Origin of the sequence: Dysgonomonas sp. BGC7 (genome assembly GCF_001261735.1) — a bacterium.
Classification (GTDB): domain Bacteria; phylum Bacteroidota; class Bacteroidia; order Bacteroidales; family Dysgonomonadaceae; genus Dysgonomonas.
Window position 1 is genome coordinate 309,736 of sequence record NZ_CVRP01000006.1, and the last position, 18,684, is coordinate 328,419.

The 18,684-nt window shown below is 36.6% G+C and carries 15 protein-coding genes; 11 read left to right on the top strand and 4 right to left on the bottom strand.

Annotated elements, in window-relative coordinates; all coding sequences use genetic code 11:
* Positions 1-9: 9 nt before the first annotated feature.
* From BGC7_RS05100 to BGC7_RS05110, 3 genes are all read right to left on the bottom strand, one after another.
* A complete protein-coding gene (locus BGC7_RS05100; protein WP_050700474.1) occupies positions 10-657 on the bottom strand; it encodes a hypothetical protein in 648 nt (215 codons plus the stop codon).
* Entirely contained in the window at positions 658-1,518 is an 861-nt protein-coding gene (locus BGC7_RS05105) for a nitroreductase family protein (protein ID WP_050700475.1), read from the bottom strand.
* 262 nt (positions 1,519-1,780) lie between these two features.
* Positions 1,781-2,344 carry a transposase gene (locus BGC7_RS05110; protein ID WP_050700476.1) on the bottom strand — a complete coding sequence of 188 codons (564 nt, stop codon included), beginning with the start codon at positions 2,342-2,344 and terminating at the stop codon, positions 1,781-1,783.
* 491 nt (positions 2,345-2,835) lie between these two features.
* On the opposite strand from BGC7_RS05110, the gene BGC7_RS05115 reads away from it, so the two are divergent.
* From BGC7_RS05115 to BGC7_RS05130, 4 genes are all read left to right on the top strand, one after another.
* Positions 2,836-4,482 carry an ATP-binding cassette domain-containing protein gene (locus BGC7_RS05115; RefSeq protein ID WP_050700477.1) on the top strand — a complete coding sequence of 549 codons (1,647 nt, stop codon included), beginning with the start codon at positions 2,836-2,838 and terminating at the stop codon, positions 4,480-4,482.
* On the top strand, positions 4,475-6,073 hold the full coding sequence (locus tag BGC7_RS05120; protein WP_050700478.1) for an ATP-binding cassette domain-containing protein: 1,599 nt from the start codon (positions 4,475-4,477) through the stop codon (positions 6,071-6,073). The genes BGC7_RS05115 and BGC7_RS05120 overlap by 8 nt, the downstream gene beginning before the upstream one ends.
* A gap of 71 nt (positions 6,074-6,144) precedes the next feature.
* The gene (locus BGC7_RS05125; protein ID WP_050700479.1) at positions 6,145-6,894 is read left to right on the top strand and encodes a DUF5131 family protein; all 750 of its coding nucleotides are present in this window, start codon (positions 6,145-6,147) and stop codon (positions 6,892-6,894) included.
* A gap of 112 nt (positions 6,895-7,006) precedes the next feature.
* Positions 7,007-7,438: an acyl-CoA thioesterase gene (locus BGC7_RS05130; protein WP_050700480.1), complete on the top strand. Its 432-nt coding sequence runs from the start codon at positions 7,007-7,009 to the stop codon at positions 7,436-7,438.
* Between the two features lie 58 nt (positions 7,439-7,496).
* Here the strand turns inward: BGC7_RS05130 and BGC7_RS05135 are convergent, their stop codons facing one another.
* Positions 7,497-8,150, bottom strand: coding sequence for a carbonic anhydrase (locus BGC7_RS05135; protein ID WP_050700481.1), 654 nt, complete (start codon positions 8,148-8,150; stop codon positions 7,497-7,499).
* 180 nt (positions 8,151-8,330) lie between these two features.
* Between BGC7_RS05135 and BGC7_RS05140 the strand changes: the two genes are divergently transcribed.
* The 7 genes from BGC7_RS05140 to BGC7_RS05170 all read left to right on the top strand — a co-directional run.
* A complete protein-coding gene (locus BGC7_RS05140) occupies positions 8,331-10,253 on the top strand; it encodes a heavy metal translocating P-type ATPase (RefSeq protein WP_050700482.1) in 1,923 nt (640 codons plus the stop codon).
* Between the two features lie 82 nt (positions 10,254-10,335).
* Positions 10,336-10,782: a GNAT family N-acetyltransferase gene (locus BGC7_RS05145; RefSeq protein WP_050700483.1), complete on the top strand. Its 447-nt coding sequence runs from the start codon at positions 10,336-10,338 to the stop codon at positions 10,780-10,782.
* Positions 10,783-11,123: 341 nt separating this feature from the next.
* Entirely contained in the window at positions 11,124-11,345 is a 222-nt protein-coding gene (locus BGC7_RS05150) for a helix-turn-helix transcriptional regulator (protein WP_050700484.1), read from the top strand.
* Between the two features lie 56 nt (positions 11,346-11,401).
* Positions 11,402-13,405, top strand: a complete 2,004-nt coding sequence (locus BGC7_RS05155) for a tetratricopeptide repeat protein (RefSeq protein ID WP_050700485.1) — start codon at positions 11,402-11,404, stop codon at positions 13,403-13,405.
* Between the two features lie 277 nt (positions 13,406-13,682).
* On the top strand, positions 13,683-16,376 hold the full coding sequence (locus tag BGC7_RS05160; RefSeq protein ID WP_050700509.1) for a type I restriction endonuclease subunit R: 2,694 nt from the start codon (positions 13,683-13,685) through the stop codon (positions 16,374-16,376).
* A 14-nt stretch (positions 16,377-16,390) separates the two neighbouring features.
* Complete coding sequence (locus tag BGC7_RS05165; protein WP_050700486.1) at positions 16,391-17,827, top strand: type I restriction-modification system subunit M; 1,437 nt, start codon at positions 16,391-16,393, stop codon at positions 17,825-17,827.
* Positions 17,827-18,684, top strand: an 858-nt coding sequence (locus BGC7_RS05170) for a restriction endonuclease subunit S (RefSeq protein ID WP_185112948.1), incomplete at its 3' end; no start/stop codon positions are given. The genes BGC7_RS05165 and BGC7_RS05170, both read left to right, overlap by 1 nt.

Here is an 18,684-nt window from a genome sequence, read left to right on the forward strand (position 1 = left end):
TTATTTCAATTATTTTAATAATATTTCAGAAATAACCTTACTTACTTCTTCATGCTTTCTCATTACCATCAGATGATCGCCTTCTTTTATAGTATAGGCATTACTCACATGCTTGTATGGAAAAATCTGATCTTTAGTACCATGAATATGATAAAGATTGTCGCATTGTTGCGATGGCAACCACTCGGTAATTTGGCAGGTCGCCCATTTCATATAAATGGAGGAAGTATAAGATACATATTCTTCTATCTCTTCTATTGTCATATCATATATAAGTCGGGTAAATGCGTTCGATAGAGTTTTATTTACACTATATAAAGCTTGAGGAATATGCTTCAGGATATGGCTGGCTTTGGCTATTTTAAATAAGAGAGGCCTTTCCTTTTCGGCTTTGATAGATGATATAAGAATGTTCTTTTCGGGATGAATAAATTTATTCATTTCTTGCATAATAATCCCTCCTAAGGAATATCCTACTATAACGAAAGGCTTGTTAAGATCTATCTTTTTTGATAATTGGAAAGCATATTCTTCAATGGTTTCTTCTTTCTTGGGTATAGACCATTCTATATAACTTCTTGTGCAATTTTCGGGTAGTTCTATTTTATCAAAAACTCCACAATTTACGCACATTCCCGATATGAAATAGACATTCATTTAAAATATAGTAAGTTTCAAATCCTCTCTATCTGTATATTTAGGAAATTTGAATGCCGGCATTGACAGAGCCATTCCCGCATGTATATTTCCTTCTATATTGAGAAGCTTCGCAAGCTTTTTCTTTTTGTCTAGATCAATAGCAATACATACATATCCCGTATAGAATTGAGATACTCCAAGGCTTTCGGCCATCAACGACGCATTTTGATAGGCGAGGTTTGAATCCTGTCGGCCAAAGTTAGCAGTACTAGGTGTATGTATAAATAAGATTGCCTTTGCTCCTCTTAGTATCGCATCTGTTCCACTCTTGTGTTTTGCTATTACCGCATTTAGTTTCGAAGCAGCTCCTTTAGCCTCTGGTGATATAAGGCCAAGAAAAGGCTTTATCAGAGGATTTGAGATCTTTTTTACTGTAGCCTCGAATGTATCTATTGTAATATCTGAAACTTGTTTTAGCAAATCAGGATTTGTTACAAGAGTAAAACTGACCTCTTGTCCATTGCTGGCTGTAGGAGCTAAATGTGCAGCTTCTACTATCTGACGTAAATAGCTTTCTGGAACGGGAGAAGACAAGAAAGCCCGGTTCGATCGTCTGGCTTTGCACAATTCCATCACTTGTTCGGGAGAGGGTATTATATCCCTGTTCAGGGTGTGTACTTTTTCTTGGGGAAATAGTGAATGAATAACAGAATCTGTAGGGCATACCGCCACACAATGACCACAGCCTATACAGGTCTGAACATTTCTCACGTTGATCTCTGCTTTTGCACTTTCTTGTGTCAAAATATATGCAGGACATACTTTAACGCACTTGCTGCATTTTATACAACTCTCATTGTCAATGTCTATAGTTGTCATTTCCTATTGCTTTCTTTATGTTGATCTTATACTTCTTCAAAAGTAATAAAAATAATTAACTGTGGTACTATCTGGTAGGGGCAGTGGTTTGTCTCTGCACGTTTGTTGTATTTTCTGGCAGCCACTAAGGACTGTCTCGACCCTATTAAGCACCTCTTTGTTTCCCCAGAGGGGAGAAGCCGCTGACGCAAGAAATTTATTCTACCAATGCTGGCTGTTGACTACTAACTGATTGGCTTTTTAACTAAAACCTGACAAACTTCTACATTTTCACCACAATATAATCACCATCATTCTTATCTCTGTCAGCATTCGGCATGGACTGTTCTCTATTTAGCTCCTTTCTGAAATCAGTTATCATTTTCACCGCCTCGTCTTGGCTCACTTCCTTTGGGAACTTCAAAACGATGGGGTTTTCATGAATATTGGCTTTAGACTCCTCTATCTTTTCTTCTTGTTTCTTGTGACAGCGCTCCAGAGCTAATTTTATAATAGCCGCTTTAGCTGCTACCTTTTTTCTGGTTACTGTTTTCGACTTCACCGTTTCACCGCCATAACCGTTGTCTTGATAAACAATCTTTTCTGTTGTTACAACATAGCCTTCTAACTGTTCTCGTAATGAACGGCGTGCAAGTATTGCAAGGCTGTCGTCACGGCGGTCTTCGGCATCTTTCAATGCCTGACAAAATTCGGGCTTCGAGTTTTTCCATTCATAAAACGAGTTGCGGCTGATCCGCAGTGCATCACAAATTTCACTGATAGTATAAGTGTCTTCCTCTATCAGCCTTACTATCTTTTCTACTAAACGCTCACTATATTTTGCCATAATCTGATAATTTTAAGGGTTTTTCTTGTACAGATAAAGATTCTCAGACTCCTTCACTTCTTATTTATTTACCTGTAGGTGCATAAAATTTACGTGTGTAATTAGTGTGGGCTAATCATGATTCACTCCTACAGATGCGTCAATAAATTTTATTGATCTTATATTTTCTCTAAAAAATGCTACTGAAAATTCTATGAAAGAAGATAGCTATGATTTGTAAAAATAAACTTATATCTGTAGGGGATGGGCTTATCTCTGCCTGCTTGATGTGGGTTATAGTGTTTTTCTGCTGATTTGAATGTGAAAAGCCCTATAGAAAATGAAACCGATCGATGCCCGATAAAGAGTTACATCCTATTTTTGCTTATATATAGATCAGGGTTATTTTAGATAAATAACTATCTTTGTTAGTAGTGAAACAATAACTACTCAGTTCTGTCAATATAACACTAATTTGTATAGGACGAGATATTAAAAACTACTAACAGGTAATGAGTTCAAATCAGGAAAATGCTTCCCGATGGTTGGGTAAAAAAATTGCTGAAGCAAAAGGCGCATATGCTTTGGCTTCGTCATTTACTATTCTCAGTGCAGGGTGTTTTATTATCTTTTGTTGGTATTTGTCCGATTTTGCTGCTTTGTGGCTCGATCATGGTCAGATCCTTCCCAATACACTCCTCTATGCGCTCATATTTCTTACAGGCAGATATATCTTTGCCCATTTCGCTTCACTATTCAATTACAAAGCCGGAAATAGTATTGTTGCAAAAATCAAGAAGAAACTCTATCCTGTATTGCTCAACAATAGCCGGCAAGACTCGGTGTCGAGTACTCTACTTGTTACCCGGATTTGTGATGATCTAAAACCCTTTTATGCTTTTTTTATTCCTTATGCAATAGCCTCAGTCTTGGTTAGCGGGATGATACTCATAGTTAGTTTCTGGATGGAAAAATGGGTTGGTTTGGTATTGCTGGGGTCGTTTCTGGTTATTCCTCTGCAAATGATAATTATTGGTATAGGAGCAGAAGCCTTGCACAAAAAGCACATTAATCTGTTTCTCAAATATTCGGCTGTCTTTTACAATCGTCTTCAAACAGTTGCCGAAATAGTTAATTTAGATAACTTTAAGCCTCAGTATAAATTTTTATCGGATAAAAGTCAGGAACTAAATAAAGCTACTACAAGCGTAATGAGGGTTGCTATCCTATCCTCTGCCGTATTAGAGCTTTTTGTCACACTCAGCATTGCTATGATTGCCATTTATCTGGGAATGAGCCTTCTTGGTATTATGGTAGGCCCTAATTACGGAAAAGGTTACGACTTTCGTATAGCTTTGTTCCTGCTCACACTTTCTCCTTATTTTTACTTCTATCTGCGAAAATTTGTAAGTGCTTATCATGATCGCAACAAGGCATTGGCTTCTGCAAAACTGATTTTACCTATACTCAACGAAGGTATTGCCGATACTGCTACCGATGTGAGTGAAGGTCTTAATGCTTTCGAAATAAATGAATTGAATTTCTCCTATCCTGATTCTCCGGTAAAAGTATTGCATGACATCAGTCTGAGATTACCCACTAAAGGATTGGTTTTGGTTAAAGGTATTTCAGGTTCCGGAAAATCTACTCTCTTGAAAATATGTACAGGTAGTTTGTCTGCACTGGAAGGTACTGTTTCTATAAACGGAAAAAACAATACTTGGTCGCAGACATGGTTGAGAACCAACTCTTCGTATATGAATCAATTCCCTTTCATATTTGATGGTACATTGCGATACAACGTTTTTCTTGAGAAAGAAAAAGAGTGCGTTGGACAATATCCTGTGTTTTTGGATAAAATACTAGCTAAAAAAGAAGACGGCTGGCAATCAGTATTAAGCCATAATGGTAAGCAGCTTTCGGGTGGCGAAAAACAATTAGTTACACTTGCCCGGATGATGCTACACCCAAGGGCGATAGCGATATTGGATGAGCCCACTGCCAATCTGGATATGGATACAGTAGAAGTCATTCTTCCGCAAATTGTGAAAATGGCAGAAGACAGATTGGTCATTGTAGCTTCTCACGAGAAGATGTTCGAATCTATAGCCAATACTATTCTTAATTTAAATTGGGGGGAGCAGATGGATTATGAATAAGTTTATAATAAAATACGTATTACAGCCTTTGTCGGGCAGATGGTTACGAGGCATGTTTCTGTTGCTGATTTGGACGGTGGCATTTATAGCCCTCCCTGCTATTTCGGGTTGGTTTCTGGCTATTTGCAGTGTGGTATTCATTACTGCAAATACTGCATTCTCGTATTTGGTTCCGTCTGCTATTATCCGATTGATGGCACTCTTACGTACAGCAACCAGATATTTCGAGCGGCTAGATAATCATAAGACTACACTCGATGCACAGCAGAGCTTGCAGTTGAAGATATTTCAGTCGGTAGCCAATTTCCCTTATTTCCGAAAACAAGTAAATAATAACTCCGCTCTATTAGAGAATAGTACCTATGGCGTCGATCAGATACTGAACCATATTCTATTATGGCTCTTGCCTCTCACTGCGTTGGTAATTTCACTTAGTATCTATTTTTTCTTCCTTACTGTATTTTCACAAGCCATTGCCATAGAATTTCTGATTTCGTCAGCTATTCTTCTGTTTATTGTTCCCCAGATAATTTTCCGTAAAAATAGGACGCTATACGAAAAACTGAAAGCATGCCGTGAAGAAAACAATCAGGCTCTTATCCAAAGTTTCAGAGGACGGATAGAGATTTCGAAATACAATTTGGAAGAGAAAGCCATAGCGCAATCGGAACAGAGATTGCTAGAAATAGAGGAGTTGGAAAAGAAATTACAGATCAATTCTTTCTGGCTACAGTTTATAGCCGGACTAGGATTTAGTTATATTGCAGCATTTCTTCTCTGGGCATCGAGTGGTAATAACATTAGTGCCCCTGTTGCGATCGGAATCTTCTTCGGAATTATGGCACAGGCCGAACTGGCAGAAATGCTCTTTTCGGGCAAATCGGAGAAAAGTTCGGTAGCACATCAGATAAGAGATGTTGACGCCATTATCAAGGAAGGAGAACAGCCTCACGAAATAGTAGAAGTTTCCGCAGACTTAGTAAGCTTGAAAATAAAGAATGTAAGTGCCAATATTCCTCAAACAACAGTGCATACAAGTGAGATCTCGCTAGAGATAGGGAAAGGAGAATGGGTAGCACTTTTCGGCGAGACGGGAAAGGGCAAAACCACCTTGTTGAATTCTCTTTTCTATCCCGAATATCGGACTGGAGGTTCTTTGATATGGAATGACTGTACAGAGCTGCTTCATTTACCCGTGCCTGAGTCTATTTACGTTACACAGAAGGCATATCTACTTACAGGAACATTGCGTGAAAACTTCGAGGGTTACTCGGATGAAGCTATTGAACAGGTTTTGGAAACAGTCGATCTAACAAGTTGGCGATTGGCGCTCCCCGATGGCTTGAATAGCTGGCTCGGCGAAAATGGAGAGACTTTGAGCGGTGGACAGCGCAAAAAGTTATTGCTGGCACAGGCACTTCTTAAGAATCCGCAACTATTGGTCGTAGACGAACCTACGGCCGGTATCAGTACCGAAAATGCGATAGCTATTTTTCGAAATATAAAGAGTAAATATCCCGATATAGCCATTCTTATGGCCACTCACCTGAAAGATTTTGAAGCGGTAGTGGATAAGATAATAAGAATCTAAGTTTTAACTATCGAATAAGCGAGACTCATTCATATTTTATTTTTGTATATATTGAGCTCTGATTAATTAGTATGTCTCAGAATTTTATTGTCAAACAATCGAAAATGTGGAATCCCTGGCATGGCTGTCACAAGTTGAGCGAAGGTTGTAGGCATTGTTATGTGTATAGGGGCGATGCCAGAAGAGGTATTGATAGTTCTATTGTTGATAAAACGAAGAACTTTGATCTACCTATACAAAAGAAACGCAACGGAGACTATAAGATTGTAGCGGGAACGATGGTATACACTTGCTTTACTTCCGATTTTTTACTCAAAGATGCTGACGAATGGCGTGCAGAAGTATGGGATATGATACGTATGCGGAGCGATTTGCACTTTTTGATGATAACCAAACGAATAGATAGGTTACATAAAGTCATACCTCAAGATTGGGGAGAAGGGTACGAAAATGTGACTATTTGTTGCACTGTCGAGAATCAGGACAGGGCAGACTATCGTTTGCCTATCTATAAGGCTGCCCCTGTCAAACATAAAATAATCATCTGTGAACCCTTATTAGAAAAAATAGATTTGCAGCAATACGAGATTGGTTTGTGGGCAGAGCAGATAGTTGCAGGAGGAGAGTCGGGAAGGGATGCACGTATTTGTAATTTCGACTGGGTTATGGAATTGCAGCGTCTGGCTGTAGAGCAAAATATTTCCTTTTGGTTTAAACAGACAGGAGCTAAGTTTATAAAAGGCGAGAAGGTCTATGATATAAATCGTCGATTGCAGCATTCGCAGGCAAGAAAGGCAGGGATAAACTTTGTGGCTAAGTGATAATAGGCAGTGTGGTAGAAACGATTTGAATAAATATGTTTTTCTCAGGGAAAATCTCTTATTGTCCTTTTCTGTTATTATATAGGAATATTGTAATTTTGCAAAAAAAACAATGAGCGAAATCTTGTTTAAACATATTATTCCTCTTCAATTGAGAGCAAATGATGTCGATAGATTCGGGCATCTCAACAATGCTGTCTATTTTACTTTTTACGATTTGGGAAAAACCACTTATATCGAGAATGTATGCCCTGATGTTGATTGGGAAAAGGAAGCTATTGTTGTTGTTGATATTCATGTAAATTTTAAATCTCAAATCTTCGGGACAGACCGGGTGGCTGTTCAAACTACTGTAACCTCTATTGGGACAAAAAGCTTTGAATTGGTTCAGAGAGTAGTCGATTCCGATTCCGGAGAAGAGAAATGTGTTTGTCGCTCGGTAATGGTTACGTACGACCTGATTCAACATAAATCTAAGCCCATATCTGACGATTGGGTAAATGCTATTTGCCTCTTCGAGGGAAAAGATCTGAGAAAGAAATAGATTATTCTCTCTAGCTAAACTGTTATACTTTCAGTAAGCTTTTTAAAATGGGGGAAAGCTATTTCGAATTGCCGGTAATGTCATAAATGTCTTTAATCTTATCGAGCTCTCCTTCCAAATCAAAGTTAAGATCGTGAAGCCTGGCATCTTTAATATCAAATATCCATCCGGCAACCTTTGGATATCCTTTTTTATAGTAAGATTTCTGTACTTCTCCCATTTTTATTACGTTTCGGCACTGTTCGTAAGTGTTAAGTTCGACAAGGCGCCGATGTCTGGCGTCCGTATCAGAGATAGCATTTAATTCTTTCCTGTGGAGATGGTAAACGTCTCTAATACTTCGTAGCCAAGGATTGAGTATGCCATAGTCTGACTTCTTCATAGCTGCTTGTATGCCTCCGCACCCATAGTGACCGCAAACGATAATATATTTGACCTTTAGATATTCTACACCATAATTGATAACTGACAGAGCACTCAGGTCGGTAGCTATAACCATATTTGCTATGTTACGATGAATAAAGACTTCTCCCGGCTTCAGACCCATAACCTGATTGGGGTGTACCCTGCTGTCTGAACAGCCGATATAAAGAAAATCAGGGTGCTGATCTGCTGCTAATAATTTAAATAGTCCGGGGTTATCTACTTTATTTTTTTCTATCCAGCTATTGTTTGACTCAAATATTTTATCATATTTTTCCTGATCGGTCATCTTGCTTAGTTTATTATTTCGGGCTAAAGATAATATTTGTTGACTTAACAGTTGTTTTTTTTTCTTCCTTTTTGTCTATCCTAACAGTGCTGATTATGCACGTTAAATAAGTAAAGATAAGTTTGCAACTAGGTTGCACTCTTTTCTGCCTACTTTTGTTACATACAAATAAATAGGATTATGGATAATAATAAACAGTGTAAATGTACATCTTGCGACTCAATAGAGTCACAGGTGTCGGAAAATAACTGGAGACAGTATATTCCCATTTCGATAAGTTTGTTGATGTTGTTGATTGGGCTTGTAATGGATAATTTCTTTAGCGAGATATTTAGCAGGTATCTTCGCTTAGGATGGTATCTTGTAGCCTACATACCTGTCGCCTTCCCTGTATTTAAAGAAGCTCTTGAAATGATAAAGGAAAAAGATTTCTTCACTGAGTTTACCCTTATGGGAATAGCGACACTCGGGGCTTTTATTATTGGCGAGTATCCCGAAGGGGTAGCTGTAATGGTATTTTATACTATCGGCGAACTTTTTCAGGATTCGGCAGTGAACAAAGCTAAAAGGAATATTAAAGCATTGCTTGATGTTCGTCCTGACACAGCGACTGTTTATAGAAATGATTCATGTCAAACAATATCTCCTGAAAAAGTAGGGATTGACGAAGTTATTCAGGTAAAAGCCGGAGAGAAAGTTCCTTTGGATGGAATAATGCTTGCATCATCTGCAAGCTTTAACACGGCAGCATTAACAGGTGAAAGTAAACCTAAAACTATTTCAGCAGGCGAAACTGTTCTTGCCGGAATGCTCAACCTTGATAAAGTTATCGAGGTTAAAGTAACTAAAAAGTATCAGGATAGTTCGCTGGCAAGAATTCTCGAAATGGTGCAGGATGCGACTTCCCGAAAAGCAAAAACAGAGTTGTTGATCCGTAAATTTGCCAAGATATATACTCCGATTGTATTCCTGTTAGCACTCCTTATTACAGCCATTCCTTATTTTGTGGTAAGCGACTATATCTTTAGCGAATGGTTATCCCGTGCGTTGGTATTTCTGGTTATATCCTGTCCATGTGCATTGGTTGTGTCCATTCCATTAGGGTATTTCGGCGGAATCGGAGCGGCTTCTAAAGCAGGTATCCTGTTTAAAGGGGCTAACTATCTCGACCTGATGACCAAAGTTAATACTGTCGTGATGGATAAGACAGGAACTCTGACCAAAGGTGTGTTTAATGTTCAGAAGGTTGTGTCGGTAGATGAAAGTAAGCAAGAAGAATTTGTCGCTATCGTTGCTGCCATAGAGAAATTCTCAAATCATCCTATTGCTAAAGCAATTGTTCAATTTGCAAAAATTTCAAACAATTATACAGCTACTGATGTAGAAGAAATATCGGGACATGGACTTAAAGGGAACGTAAATGGAGAAGAAGTATTGGTCGGTAATGCTAAATTGATGCAGAAATTCAATATCTCTTATGACAGAACAATAGAATCTATAGTTGAAACTATTGTGATAGCAGCCATTGACGGAAAATATGTAGGTTATATAACAATAGCCGATGAGGTAAAAGATGATGCCCAGACTGCGATTTCCGATATACATGCGCAGGGAATCAAACAAGTTGTAATGTTGAGTGGGGATAAATCTTCCATAACGAATAATGTCGCATCCAGCCTTGGTATTGACAGCGCTTATGGAGACCTCTTACCTGAAGATAAGGTTCATCATATAGAGGAACTGAAAAGAGAAAAGAATAATATCATTGCTTTTGTCGGAGATGGAATAAATGATGCTCCCTCACTGGCCCTGAGTGATGTCGGAATAGCTATGGGAGGAATGGGTAGTGATGCCGCTATCGAGGTGGCAGATGTAATCATTCAGACAGATCAACCTTCGAAAATAGCAACTTCTATTAAAATAGCTAAAGCTACAAGGCAAGTTGTCATACAGAATATAGTATTGGCATTCTCGGTTAAACTGATCGTACTTATTTTAGGTGGTTTTGGTTTGGCTACCATGTGGGAAGCAGTGTTTGCTGATGTTGGGGTTTCGTTGCTAGCAATACTAAATGCAGTCAGAATATTAAAAATGAGATTTTGAGCATTCTTGTAATGAATAGAAGAGGGTCGTAAGCTATATTGATTAAAAGAGTATATTTGACAATTATATTTGTTAGAATATTATGGAAATTAAGATTGTTGAAAATAATAAGAAAGAATTTTTAGACTTGCTTCTTCTGGCTGATGAAGAAGAGAATATGATAGATAAATATCTTGATCGAGGAGAAATGTTTGTTTTATATGATAAGTCTTTAGTCAGTATTTGCGTTGTAACGAAGGAAAATAATGGTACATACGAATTGAAGGCTCTAGCCACTTACCCTCAATGTCGGAAGAAGGGTTATGGTCGTTACTTGATTGATTTTATTACAGACTATTATAAAGAAAAAGGTGCTAATTCTATTATCGTGGGTACGGGGAGTGGAACTACAACTGTTTCATTTTATGAAAAGTGTGGCTTTAAAGAATCTCACATTCTCAAGAACTTCTTTATTGATAATTACCCAAACCCGATATTTGAAAACGAGATACAGCTTATGGATATGATATATTTGAAGAAAATATTATAAATTAAAAAATCCTTTCAAGAAATTGAAAGGATTTTTTGTGATCCCGCTGGGACGGGTCTTATATATTCAAATCGGCTCTGCAAGCCAGTTTACATGATATCTAAAAAGTAGTCCTTGACTCTGGCTACGATTGTATTTCACTATTTTTCTACTTACTTCACAACGTCTTGTGGTGATTAGTGTAAAGATAAATATTTTACTTTAAGAATACGTTATCTTTCATTCGATTTTATCTATAATTATTCTCTAAAAGGTATAGTATGAATATTCGTACAATTTTTATACCCTAAGAGGTGTATTTATATATTTATTTGTTAAATTAGCACCCAAAGGGTATAATTATGGAAAATGTATCATTATCGGCATACGTTAAGCAAATGCGAAAGCAATATGATTTAACTCAAGTAGATCTCTCTGAAAAAGCAGGGGTTGGACTCCGTTTTGTTCGTGAACTCGAACAGGGCAAACAAACTTTAAGAATGGATAAAGTTAATCAGGTATTAATTCTATTTGGTGCTGAACTTGCTCCCGCTCCAATGAATAGAAGTAAATTAGAATTATAACCAAGTTGAAGGGATACTAGAAAAAAAACAAGAAGGTACCTATAAACATTTGCTATATGACCAAAGCTAAAAATAAAAAAGGCAATCGCATACAAAAAAATGTATCTCTTTATCTCAATAATATAGAAAAAGGAGAAAAGTTCTATAAAGCTGGAAAGTTTGATGATGCAATAAAATGTTATGATGAAGAAATAAAAAAGAATCCTAAGAACACAGAAGCATTGAACTATAAAGGTTTATGTTTACTTGAAAAAAAAGACTTTGATAATGCATTATCTTGTTTCTCATTAGCCTTAAAATTAGATTCTACACGATCTCTCGTATGGAATTGTCTAGGTACTCATAGTTTTTATCAAAATAAAATTGATGATGCATCTAAATTCTATAATAAGGCTTTAGATTTAGACGAAAATGCCTTAAGTTATTCAAATTTAGCTTATTTGCATTATTATCTTGGCCAATATAAGATAGCAATCTCCTATACAGAAAAGGCTTTAAAGATGGATTGCAAATTTGTTGAATGTTGGAATATCCAAGGACTTATTTTTACCCAATTGGAGTTATATGATAAAGCAATTCAATGTTTCAATCAGATCGTAAATGATTTAAACAAGGATTTTTATCCTGCATGGAATAATTTAGGGCATGTATACACTATTATTAATAAAATCGGACAAGCGAAAGAATGTTTAGATACAGCAAATTCAATTAATGAATTATATGCTCCAACATGGAATAACATAGGTGTTCTATATGCAACAAAAGGAGATTGGATTACAGCATGGGACTTCTTTGATAAAGCATCCAAAATAGACTCTAAATTTAGAAAATGCTGGGAAAATAAAGCAATTTGCTTATTTGAATTATTAGTAAAATACAATAATCTAGATTTTGGGACTTTTAAAGATGTTGGAAGCTCATTTTCTAAGAGTGAGAAAAGCATAATTGATGTGATTATAGCATTGGATGAATCTGAATCTTCAATAAAAGAACAAGAAAAAGAGGAGATCTTATCAGCAATGATATTTGAAGATAATTTTTTCAATCAAACTACGGAGGGATCTACAATAAGTAAAGAAATATATAAACAAATATACCTTTATTCGTTAAAGGTTATAGCTTTACTTAATGTCAATAAAATAGAAGAACTTCGTGTTGCTCATTATACAAAAAAAGATGTTGTTAATTCTTTAATTTTTGAAGAATCTCCTTTTAGATTAAATACTATAACTACAGCTAATGATCCTAAAGAGGGATTACCTTTATTAACATATTTAGGTTTTCAAGGGAATTTCATTACTCCTAAATACCAAGCATTCATAGGAAGCTTTATATTCAATCCTGACAGTCTTAACCAATTCCGTTTATATGGTAAAGAGAATAATATTGAAGGTACTGGATTGAGTATTTCTGTTTCATATGAGTATTTTAGTGATGATGTTACTATTAATGGAAGCTTAATAAATTCACTAGATAGTAATTTAGGACATTCAAATAGAAAAGAATCTCTTTTTAGATGTATATATATTGATCCTTTGACAAAACAAGTGATCTCTATTGGTCATAAAGAGCCTTGCGTATTATATAGAGAATTAATAGCTGATGAAAATATAGATAGAACAATTGGATTATATACGCATGAAATTGAAACTATAAAACACAACGTAAAAAATGGTCTAGAGCAATTAAATAATATTATATCAGAACTGTTCTTCGATCTAGAAACCAATTCTGTAGAACGAAAAGAGGCTATTAAAATAATTCCAATATTATTGACCCATCTTCGCTATTTAGTAAAACATTCCGATTTTAAAGAAGAGCAAGAATGTCGTATAATAAAAGTAGAGCCTCTGAGAGATAACAACAAGATTATTGTTTCGAATGATGGATCTCGTATGTTTATTAATTATTTACCAATGCACAATAAGCAAAATAATGACTGTTTCATAAAAGATTTGTATTGGGGGCCAAAGGCTTCAGACCTTGAATTGTTACGAGATCGGATTGAACATTATGGATTAGATATCTGGTGTCATAAAACAGATCATCCTTTCAATTAATTGAGTGGTCTCCAATTTTTATATTTCTCCCATAGTTATGATAGACAATATCCAGAAACTAGTCGTGACAATGACAACATTATAGCTATAACAAAGAGATATCATTTCTCTTTGTGGTCTGAAAAGCTTAATCCTATCAAGTGAAAGTAGAAAATTGAGAAAGCATGACCTTTCATTAGCATTTATAAAATAACTCAAAGACTTTAAAGGGAATATCAGAGTATATTATTATTTTTGTTTTTAACTTCCGATAATATAAATTATATAGAAGTTGAAAATGACGCCAGAAAAAAAAGCGAGAGAAATAATTAATCGAATGCTGAATGACGCAGGATGGGAAATAGTTGATAGGGACAATTATTCTCCTCGAATATCTGCTGTGGCTATCGAAGAGGGGTTGCTAAAAGGAAACCTCGAAGCTGATTATCTTCTTTTCCTCAATGGTAAGGCGATCGGTGTACTTGAAGCAAAGAGGGATGAATGTGAGCTCTCTAGTGTTGTAATGGGGCAGGCCGAAAGATATGTCCGTAGGTTGCCAAGCTGGTGTTCTTACTGGTATCAACCGCTACCTATTATTTATCTATCAAATGGCAGAGAAATTCTGTTCAAAAATATCCATAATCCCAAAGAGGATTATATTTCTGTTTCTCAGATTCATTCGCCGAAAGAAATTGTAAAAATGCTTGGTATAGAAGATAACTATGCTGGATTGCCGACCTTGCAAGCAAAAGGATTGCGGGAATGCCAGTATGAGGCAATTACTGAACTAGAATCCAGTTTCCGATTAGGGCAGTCGCGAGCGTTAATGGTGCTTGCAACAGGAGCAGGAAAGACTTTTACGGCTTGTATGGCAGCATATAGATTGCTTTCATATACACCAATGAAACGAGTATTATTCCTTGTTGATCGAAACAATTTGGGACGACAAGCTGAAGGAGAGTTCGGGACTTTTCGTCTTACAGAAACAGGCGAGCCATTTAATACGATTTTTACCACAGAGCGATTGAAATCTGCTAATATTCCCAAAGATGCAAATGTTGTTATATCAACGATTCAGCGTCTTTTTGCCCTACTTACAGGGCAGGAACTAAATGATAACGAAAACGATGAATCATATAGTGAAGAAGATAAGGAAATTCAGTTAGGTGGAAATCTAAATCTTCCTCCTGACTTCTTCGATTTGATTATTATTGATGAGTGTCACCGTTCTATTTACGGTAATTGGAGACAGGTATTGGAGTATTTTAAATCAGCAAAGATGGTTGGTCTTACCGCAACACCAGCTCCAGAAACAAAAGCGTTTTTTAATAGCAATATCATTGTAAATTATACGCTTGAAAAATCCATTACCGATGGAATCAATGTTTACTATCGTGTATATCGCATCAAAACCCAAGTAACTGAAAGTGGCGGAGCAATTAAAGATGGCGAAGATATCAAACATATAACAAAGTATTCCGGCAAGACTGAAGATGTGAAAAATTCAGAGGAGAAGACATATAGCTCAACCGAACTAAATCGCAGCATTGTTAATCCGGCTCAAATCAAACTGATTTTGGAAACTTATCGTGATGCTATTTACACAGAGCTATATCCTGAACGAAATTCTCAGTTTGAGTATATTCCTAAAACGCTCATTTTTGCGCTTAATGACGCACATGCTACTAATATAGTCCGAATTGCAAAAGAAGTATTCCCGAATCAATCTGAGAATTTTGTCCAAAAAATCACATATTCGGCAGGAGATAGCAATCAACTTATCAGAAGCTTTCGAAATGATAAAGATTTTCGTATCGCAGTTACGGTTACATTAGTGGCAACTGGCACGGACGTTAAGCCGCTGGAAGTTGTAATGTTTATGCGAGATGTTGAATCAGATGCCCTATATACACAAATGAAAGGGCGAGGTGTAAGAACTATTGGTGATGAACAGCTTCGGAATGTAACACCAAATGCTATTAGCAAAGACCTTTTCTTTTTAGTTGATGCAGTTGGGGTAACAGAGCATGAAATGCAGGTTACCCGTTCTGGCACAGATGTCCCGCCTCCTAATATGTCATTGAGAATATTATTGGAGCGTATCACACATGGAGATTTATCAGATGATAATCTAAGGTTGTTGGCGAGCCGCTTATCACGAATCAATGTGAAATCAGACAATAAACAACGTCAAAGATTCACAGAATTGGCAGGAATAGAGATGAAGAATTTGGCTGTTCAAATATTCGGTGCACTTGAGAGTGCTACATTGGAGCCATTCGTTGATGCCAATCAGCCTAACCTTACGCGAAAAGGTCTTGTTCGTCTTCTTACTCATAACCCCAAAGCACGGCAATATCTATTAGAACTGAATGCCGGTTTTATATCCATTCTACAACCGGGAGAAGACAATTTGATTGAAAAAGGATTCTCTATAGAGGAGGCTCAAAAAACAACCCAAGCTTTTGAAGAATATGTCAACTCTCACAAAGACGAAATAGAAGCTTTGCGAATTATCTATAACAATACAAACGAGCCTATTACATACGGAATGCTTAAAGATTTACGATCAAAATTAGTTTATGCCAGCAATAAGTTTAATCCGATTTTATTATGGAATACCTATTCTATATTGGATCCGGCTCATGTTATTTCCTTTCGTTCAAAGGATGAAAAAGATGCACTAACCAATATAATTCAATTAGTCCGTTTTGCATTCAAACGAATACCCGAATTGCGCACTTTATCTTCTATGGCTGCAAGCCGATTTGAGCTTTGGTGCGGACAGAACCAACGTCCATTGACTGTCATTCAAAAAGATATTATTCGTAATGTTGTAAGCTACATTGTGGCTAATGGAAGCTGTACCATGACCGATATAAAGGAAGAAGACAAGCCATTTGTTGCTCAGATGGTAAGAACATTTGGTTCTGCCGATGCTGTTAATACAGCAATCATTTCTCTCTCCCAATTTATTCTCAAATCTGCGTAAAACAAAATTATATAATGTCAAAAAAAACAATTGCAAACGAGCAATCACTTACCAAAAAAGTCTGGAATTTAGCTACGATACTCTCTTCACAAGGAGTTGGCTTTACTGATTATATTACACAATTAACTTATCTGTTGTTTTTAAAAATGGATAATGAGAACGTTGATATCTTCGGGGAAACCTCTGCTATACCTGATGGTTATCGATGGAATAATTTAACCGAATTAGATGGACTTGACTTAATTGAGCAGTATGAAAAAACGCTCAAACTCTTAAGCTTGGAAGATAATCTGATAGGAACTATCTATACAAAAGCCCAAAATAAGATAGATAAACCGGTATATCTCAAAAAGGTAATAACTCTCATTGATGAAGAAAATTGGCTTTCAATGGATGGTGATGTTAAGGGGGCTATCTATGAAAGTATTCTTGAAAAAAACGGACAAGACAAAAAAAGTGGTGCGGGTCAATACTTTACCCCACGCCCATTGATAAATACAATGGTTGAGGTTACTCGACCACAAATAGGCGAGACGGTCTGTGATCCGGCTTGTGGAACAGGAGGATTCCTTCTTGCTGCTTACGATTACATGAAAGAACAATCGCAAGATAAGGATAAACGTGCATTTTTGAGAGATAAAGCATTACATGGAAACGACAACACGCCTCTTGTTGTTACTTTAGCTTCTATGAATTTATATTTGCATGGTATTGGTACTGAACGCAGTCCGATTGAATGTTGCGACTCTTTAGAAAAAGAACCTGAGATATTGGTTGATGTTGTGCTTGCTAATCCTCCGTTCGGAAATCGTCCAGCCGGTTCTACCGATATTGCTTCTATGCGTACAGACCTTTATGTTTCCACAAGCAACAACCAATTAAATTTTATGCAACATATTATGTTGATGCTCAGAAATGGAGGACGAGCTGCTGTCGTGTTGCCTGATAATGTTTTGTTCGAAGGTGGAGCTGGGGAAGTGATAAGAAAGAAACTACTTACAGAATTTAATCTTCATACTATTCTTCGTTTGCCTACTGGCATTTTTTACGCAAATGGAGTTAAAGCGAACGTTTTGTTTTTCTCTAAAGGTGATAGAACCAACGAAACGTGGTATTATGACTACCGCACCAATGTAAAACATACATTGGCAACAAACCCGATGCGACGTCAGCACCTAGATGATTTTGTAAAGTGTTATAATCCGGATAGTATTTACAATAGGGCCGAAACTTATTCGGAAGAAAATCCCTCTGGACGTTGGCGAAAATATACTTATGCAGAATTGTTAAGTCGAGATAAGACTAGTCTAGATATTACATGGATTAAAACGGGAGAAGACACTGTTGACATGTCTCTCGCCGAATTAATGGCACAAATAGACGAGAAAAGTTCTAATATAGCGAAAGCCGTAGCTTCGTTAAAAGAAATAATTGGCAAAATTGAGGAATAATGGATACGAAGAAACTACGACAAAAAATCCTTGATCTCGCTATACGAGGGAAGTTAGTACCTCAAAACCCAAATGATGAACCAGCTTCTGTTCTTATTGAGAAAATACGTGTAGAAAAGGAGAAATTAATCAAAGAGAAAAAGATTAAACGAGATAAGAACGAATCGTACATTTACCGTTCTGATAAATCATATTACGAGAAGTTCGCTGATGGGTCGGTAAAATGTATCAACGGAGAAATACCATTTGAGATACCGGAGACCTGGGAGTGGTGTCGGTTGGATTCTCTTGCAACATTTTCTGGTGGTAAAACTCCTTCAACAGGAAATGCAGAATATTGGGATGGAGAGGTATTGTGGGTTACCTCGAAAGATATGAAATCTTACGATATATATAATACCCAGATAAAACTAAGTAAAGAAGGAGTATCTCAGATGCAAATTTTCCCACCTTTGACTATATTAATTGTGGTGCGAAGTGGAATTCTAAGGCGAACTTTACCGATAGCAGTTTTAAGAAAAGAAGCTACTATTAACCAAGATTTGAAAGCAATCTCTCTTTTTATATCAAATCTTGCAGAATTCTTTTTTTTCTCTTTAATGGCAGTTGAAGAAAAAATTTTAACTGATTATTCTAAAGCAGGTACAACAGTAGAGAGTATTAACTTTAATGAACTTAAAAAAATTCTGATACCAATACCTCCTTTGCAAGAGCAGTTGAAAATAGTTGTTTCAATAAAGCAATGTTTTGAGTTAATTGATGGAATAGAACAGAGTCAAGAAAGCTTACAGTTCGCCGTAACACAAGCTAAATCTAAAATCCTTGATCTTGCTATACGAGGCAAACTAGTTCCACAA

Excerpts from the sequence above, each read along its gene's own strand:
- BGC7_RS05125 (WP_050700479.1), top strand. The coding sequence starts at position 6,145 with ATGTCTCAGAATTTTATTGTCAAACAATCGAAAATGTGGAATCCCTGG.
- BGC7_RS05130 (WP_050700480.1), top strand. The coding sequence starts at position 7,007 with ATGAGCGAAATCTTGTTTAAACATATTATTCCTCTTCAATTGAGAGCA.
- BGC7_RS05150 (WP_050700484.1), top strand. The coding sequence starts at position 11,124 with ATGGAAAATGTATCATTATCGGCATACGTTAAGCAAATGCGAAAGCAA.
- BGC7_RS05110 (WP_050700476.1), bottom strand. The coding sequence starts at position 2,344 with ATGGCAAAATATAGTGAGCGTTTAGTAGAAAAGATAGTAAGGCTGATA.
- BGC7_RS05165 (WP_050700486.1), top strand. The coding sequence starts at position 16,391 with ATGTCAAAAAAAACAATTGCAAACGAGCAATCACTTACCAAAAAAGTC.
- BGC7_RS05155 (WP_050700485.1), top strand. The coding sequence starts at position 11,402 with ATGACCAAAGCTAAAAATAAAAAAGGCAATCGCATACAAAAAAATGTA.
- BGC7_RS05105 (WP_050700475.1), bottom strand. The coding sequence starts at position 1,518 with ATGACAACTATAGACATTGACAATGAGAGTTGTATAAAATGCAGCAAG.
- BGC7_RS05160 (WP_050700509.1), top strand. The coding sequence starts at position 13,683 with ATGACGCCAGAAAAAAAAGCGAGAGAAATAATTAATCGAATGCTGAAT.
- BGC7_RS05100 (WP_050700474.1), bottom strand. The coding sequence starts at position 657 with ATGAATGTCTATTTCATATCGGGAATGTGCGTAAATTGTGGAGTTTTT.
- BGC7_RS05135 (WP_050700481.1), bottom strand. The coding sequence starts at position 8,150 with ATGACCGATCAGGAAAAATATGATAAAATATTTGAGTCAAACAATAGC.
- BGC7_RS05140 (WP_050700482.1), top strand. The coding sequence starts at position 8,331 with ATGGATAATAATAAACAGTGTAAATGTACATCTTGCGACTCAATAGAG.
- BGC7_RS05115 (WP_050700477.1), top strand. The coding sequence starts at position 2,836 with ATGAGTTCAAATCAGGAAAATGCTTCCCGATGGTTGGGTAAAAAAATT.
- BGC7_RS05120 (WP_050700478.1), top strand. The coding sequence starts at position 4,475 with ATGAATAAGTTTATAATAAAATACGTATTACAGCCTTTGTCGGGCAGA.
- BGC7_RS05145 (WP_050700483.1), top strand. The coding sequence starts at position 10,336 with ATGGAAATTAAGATTGTTGAAAATAATAAGAAAGAATTTTTAGACTTG.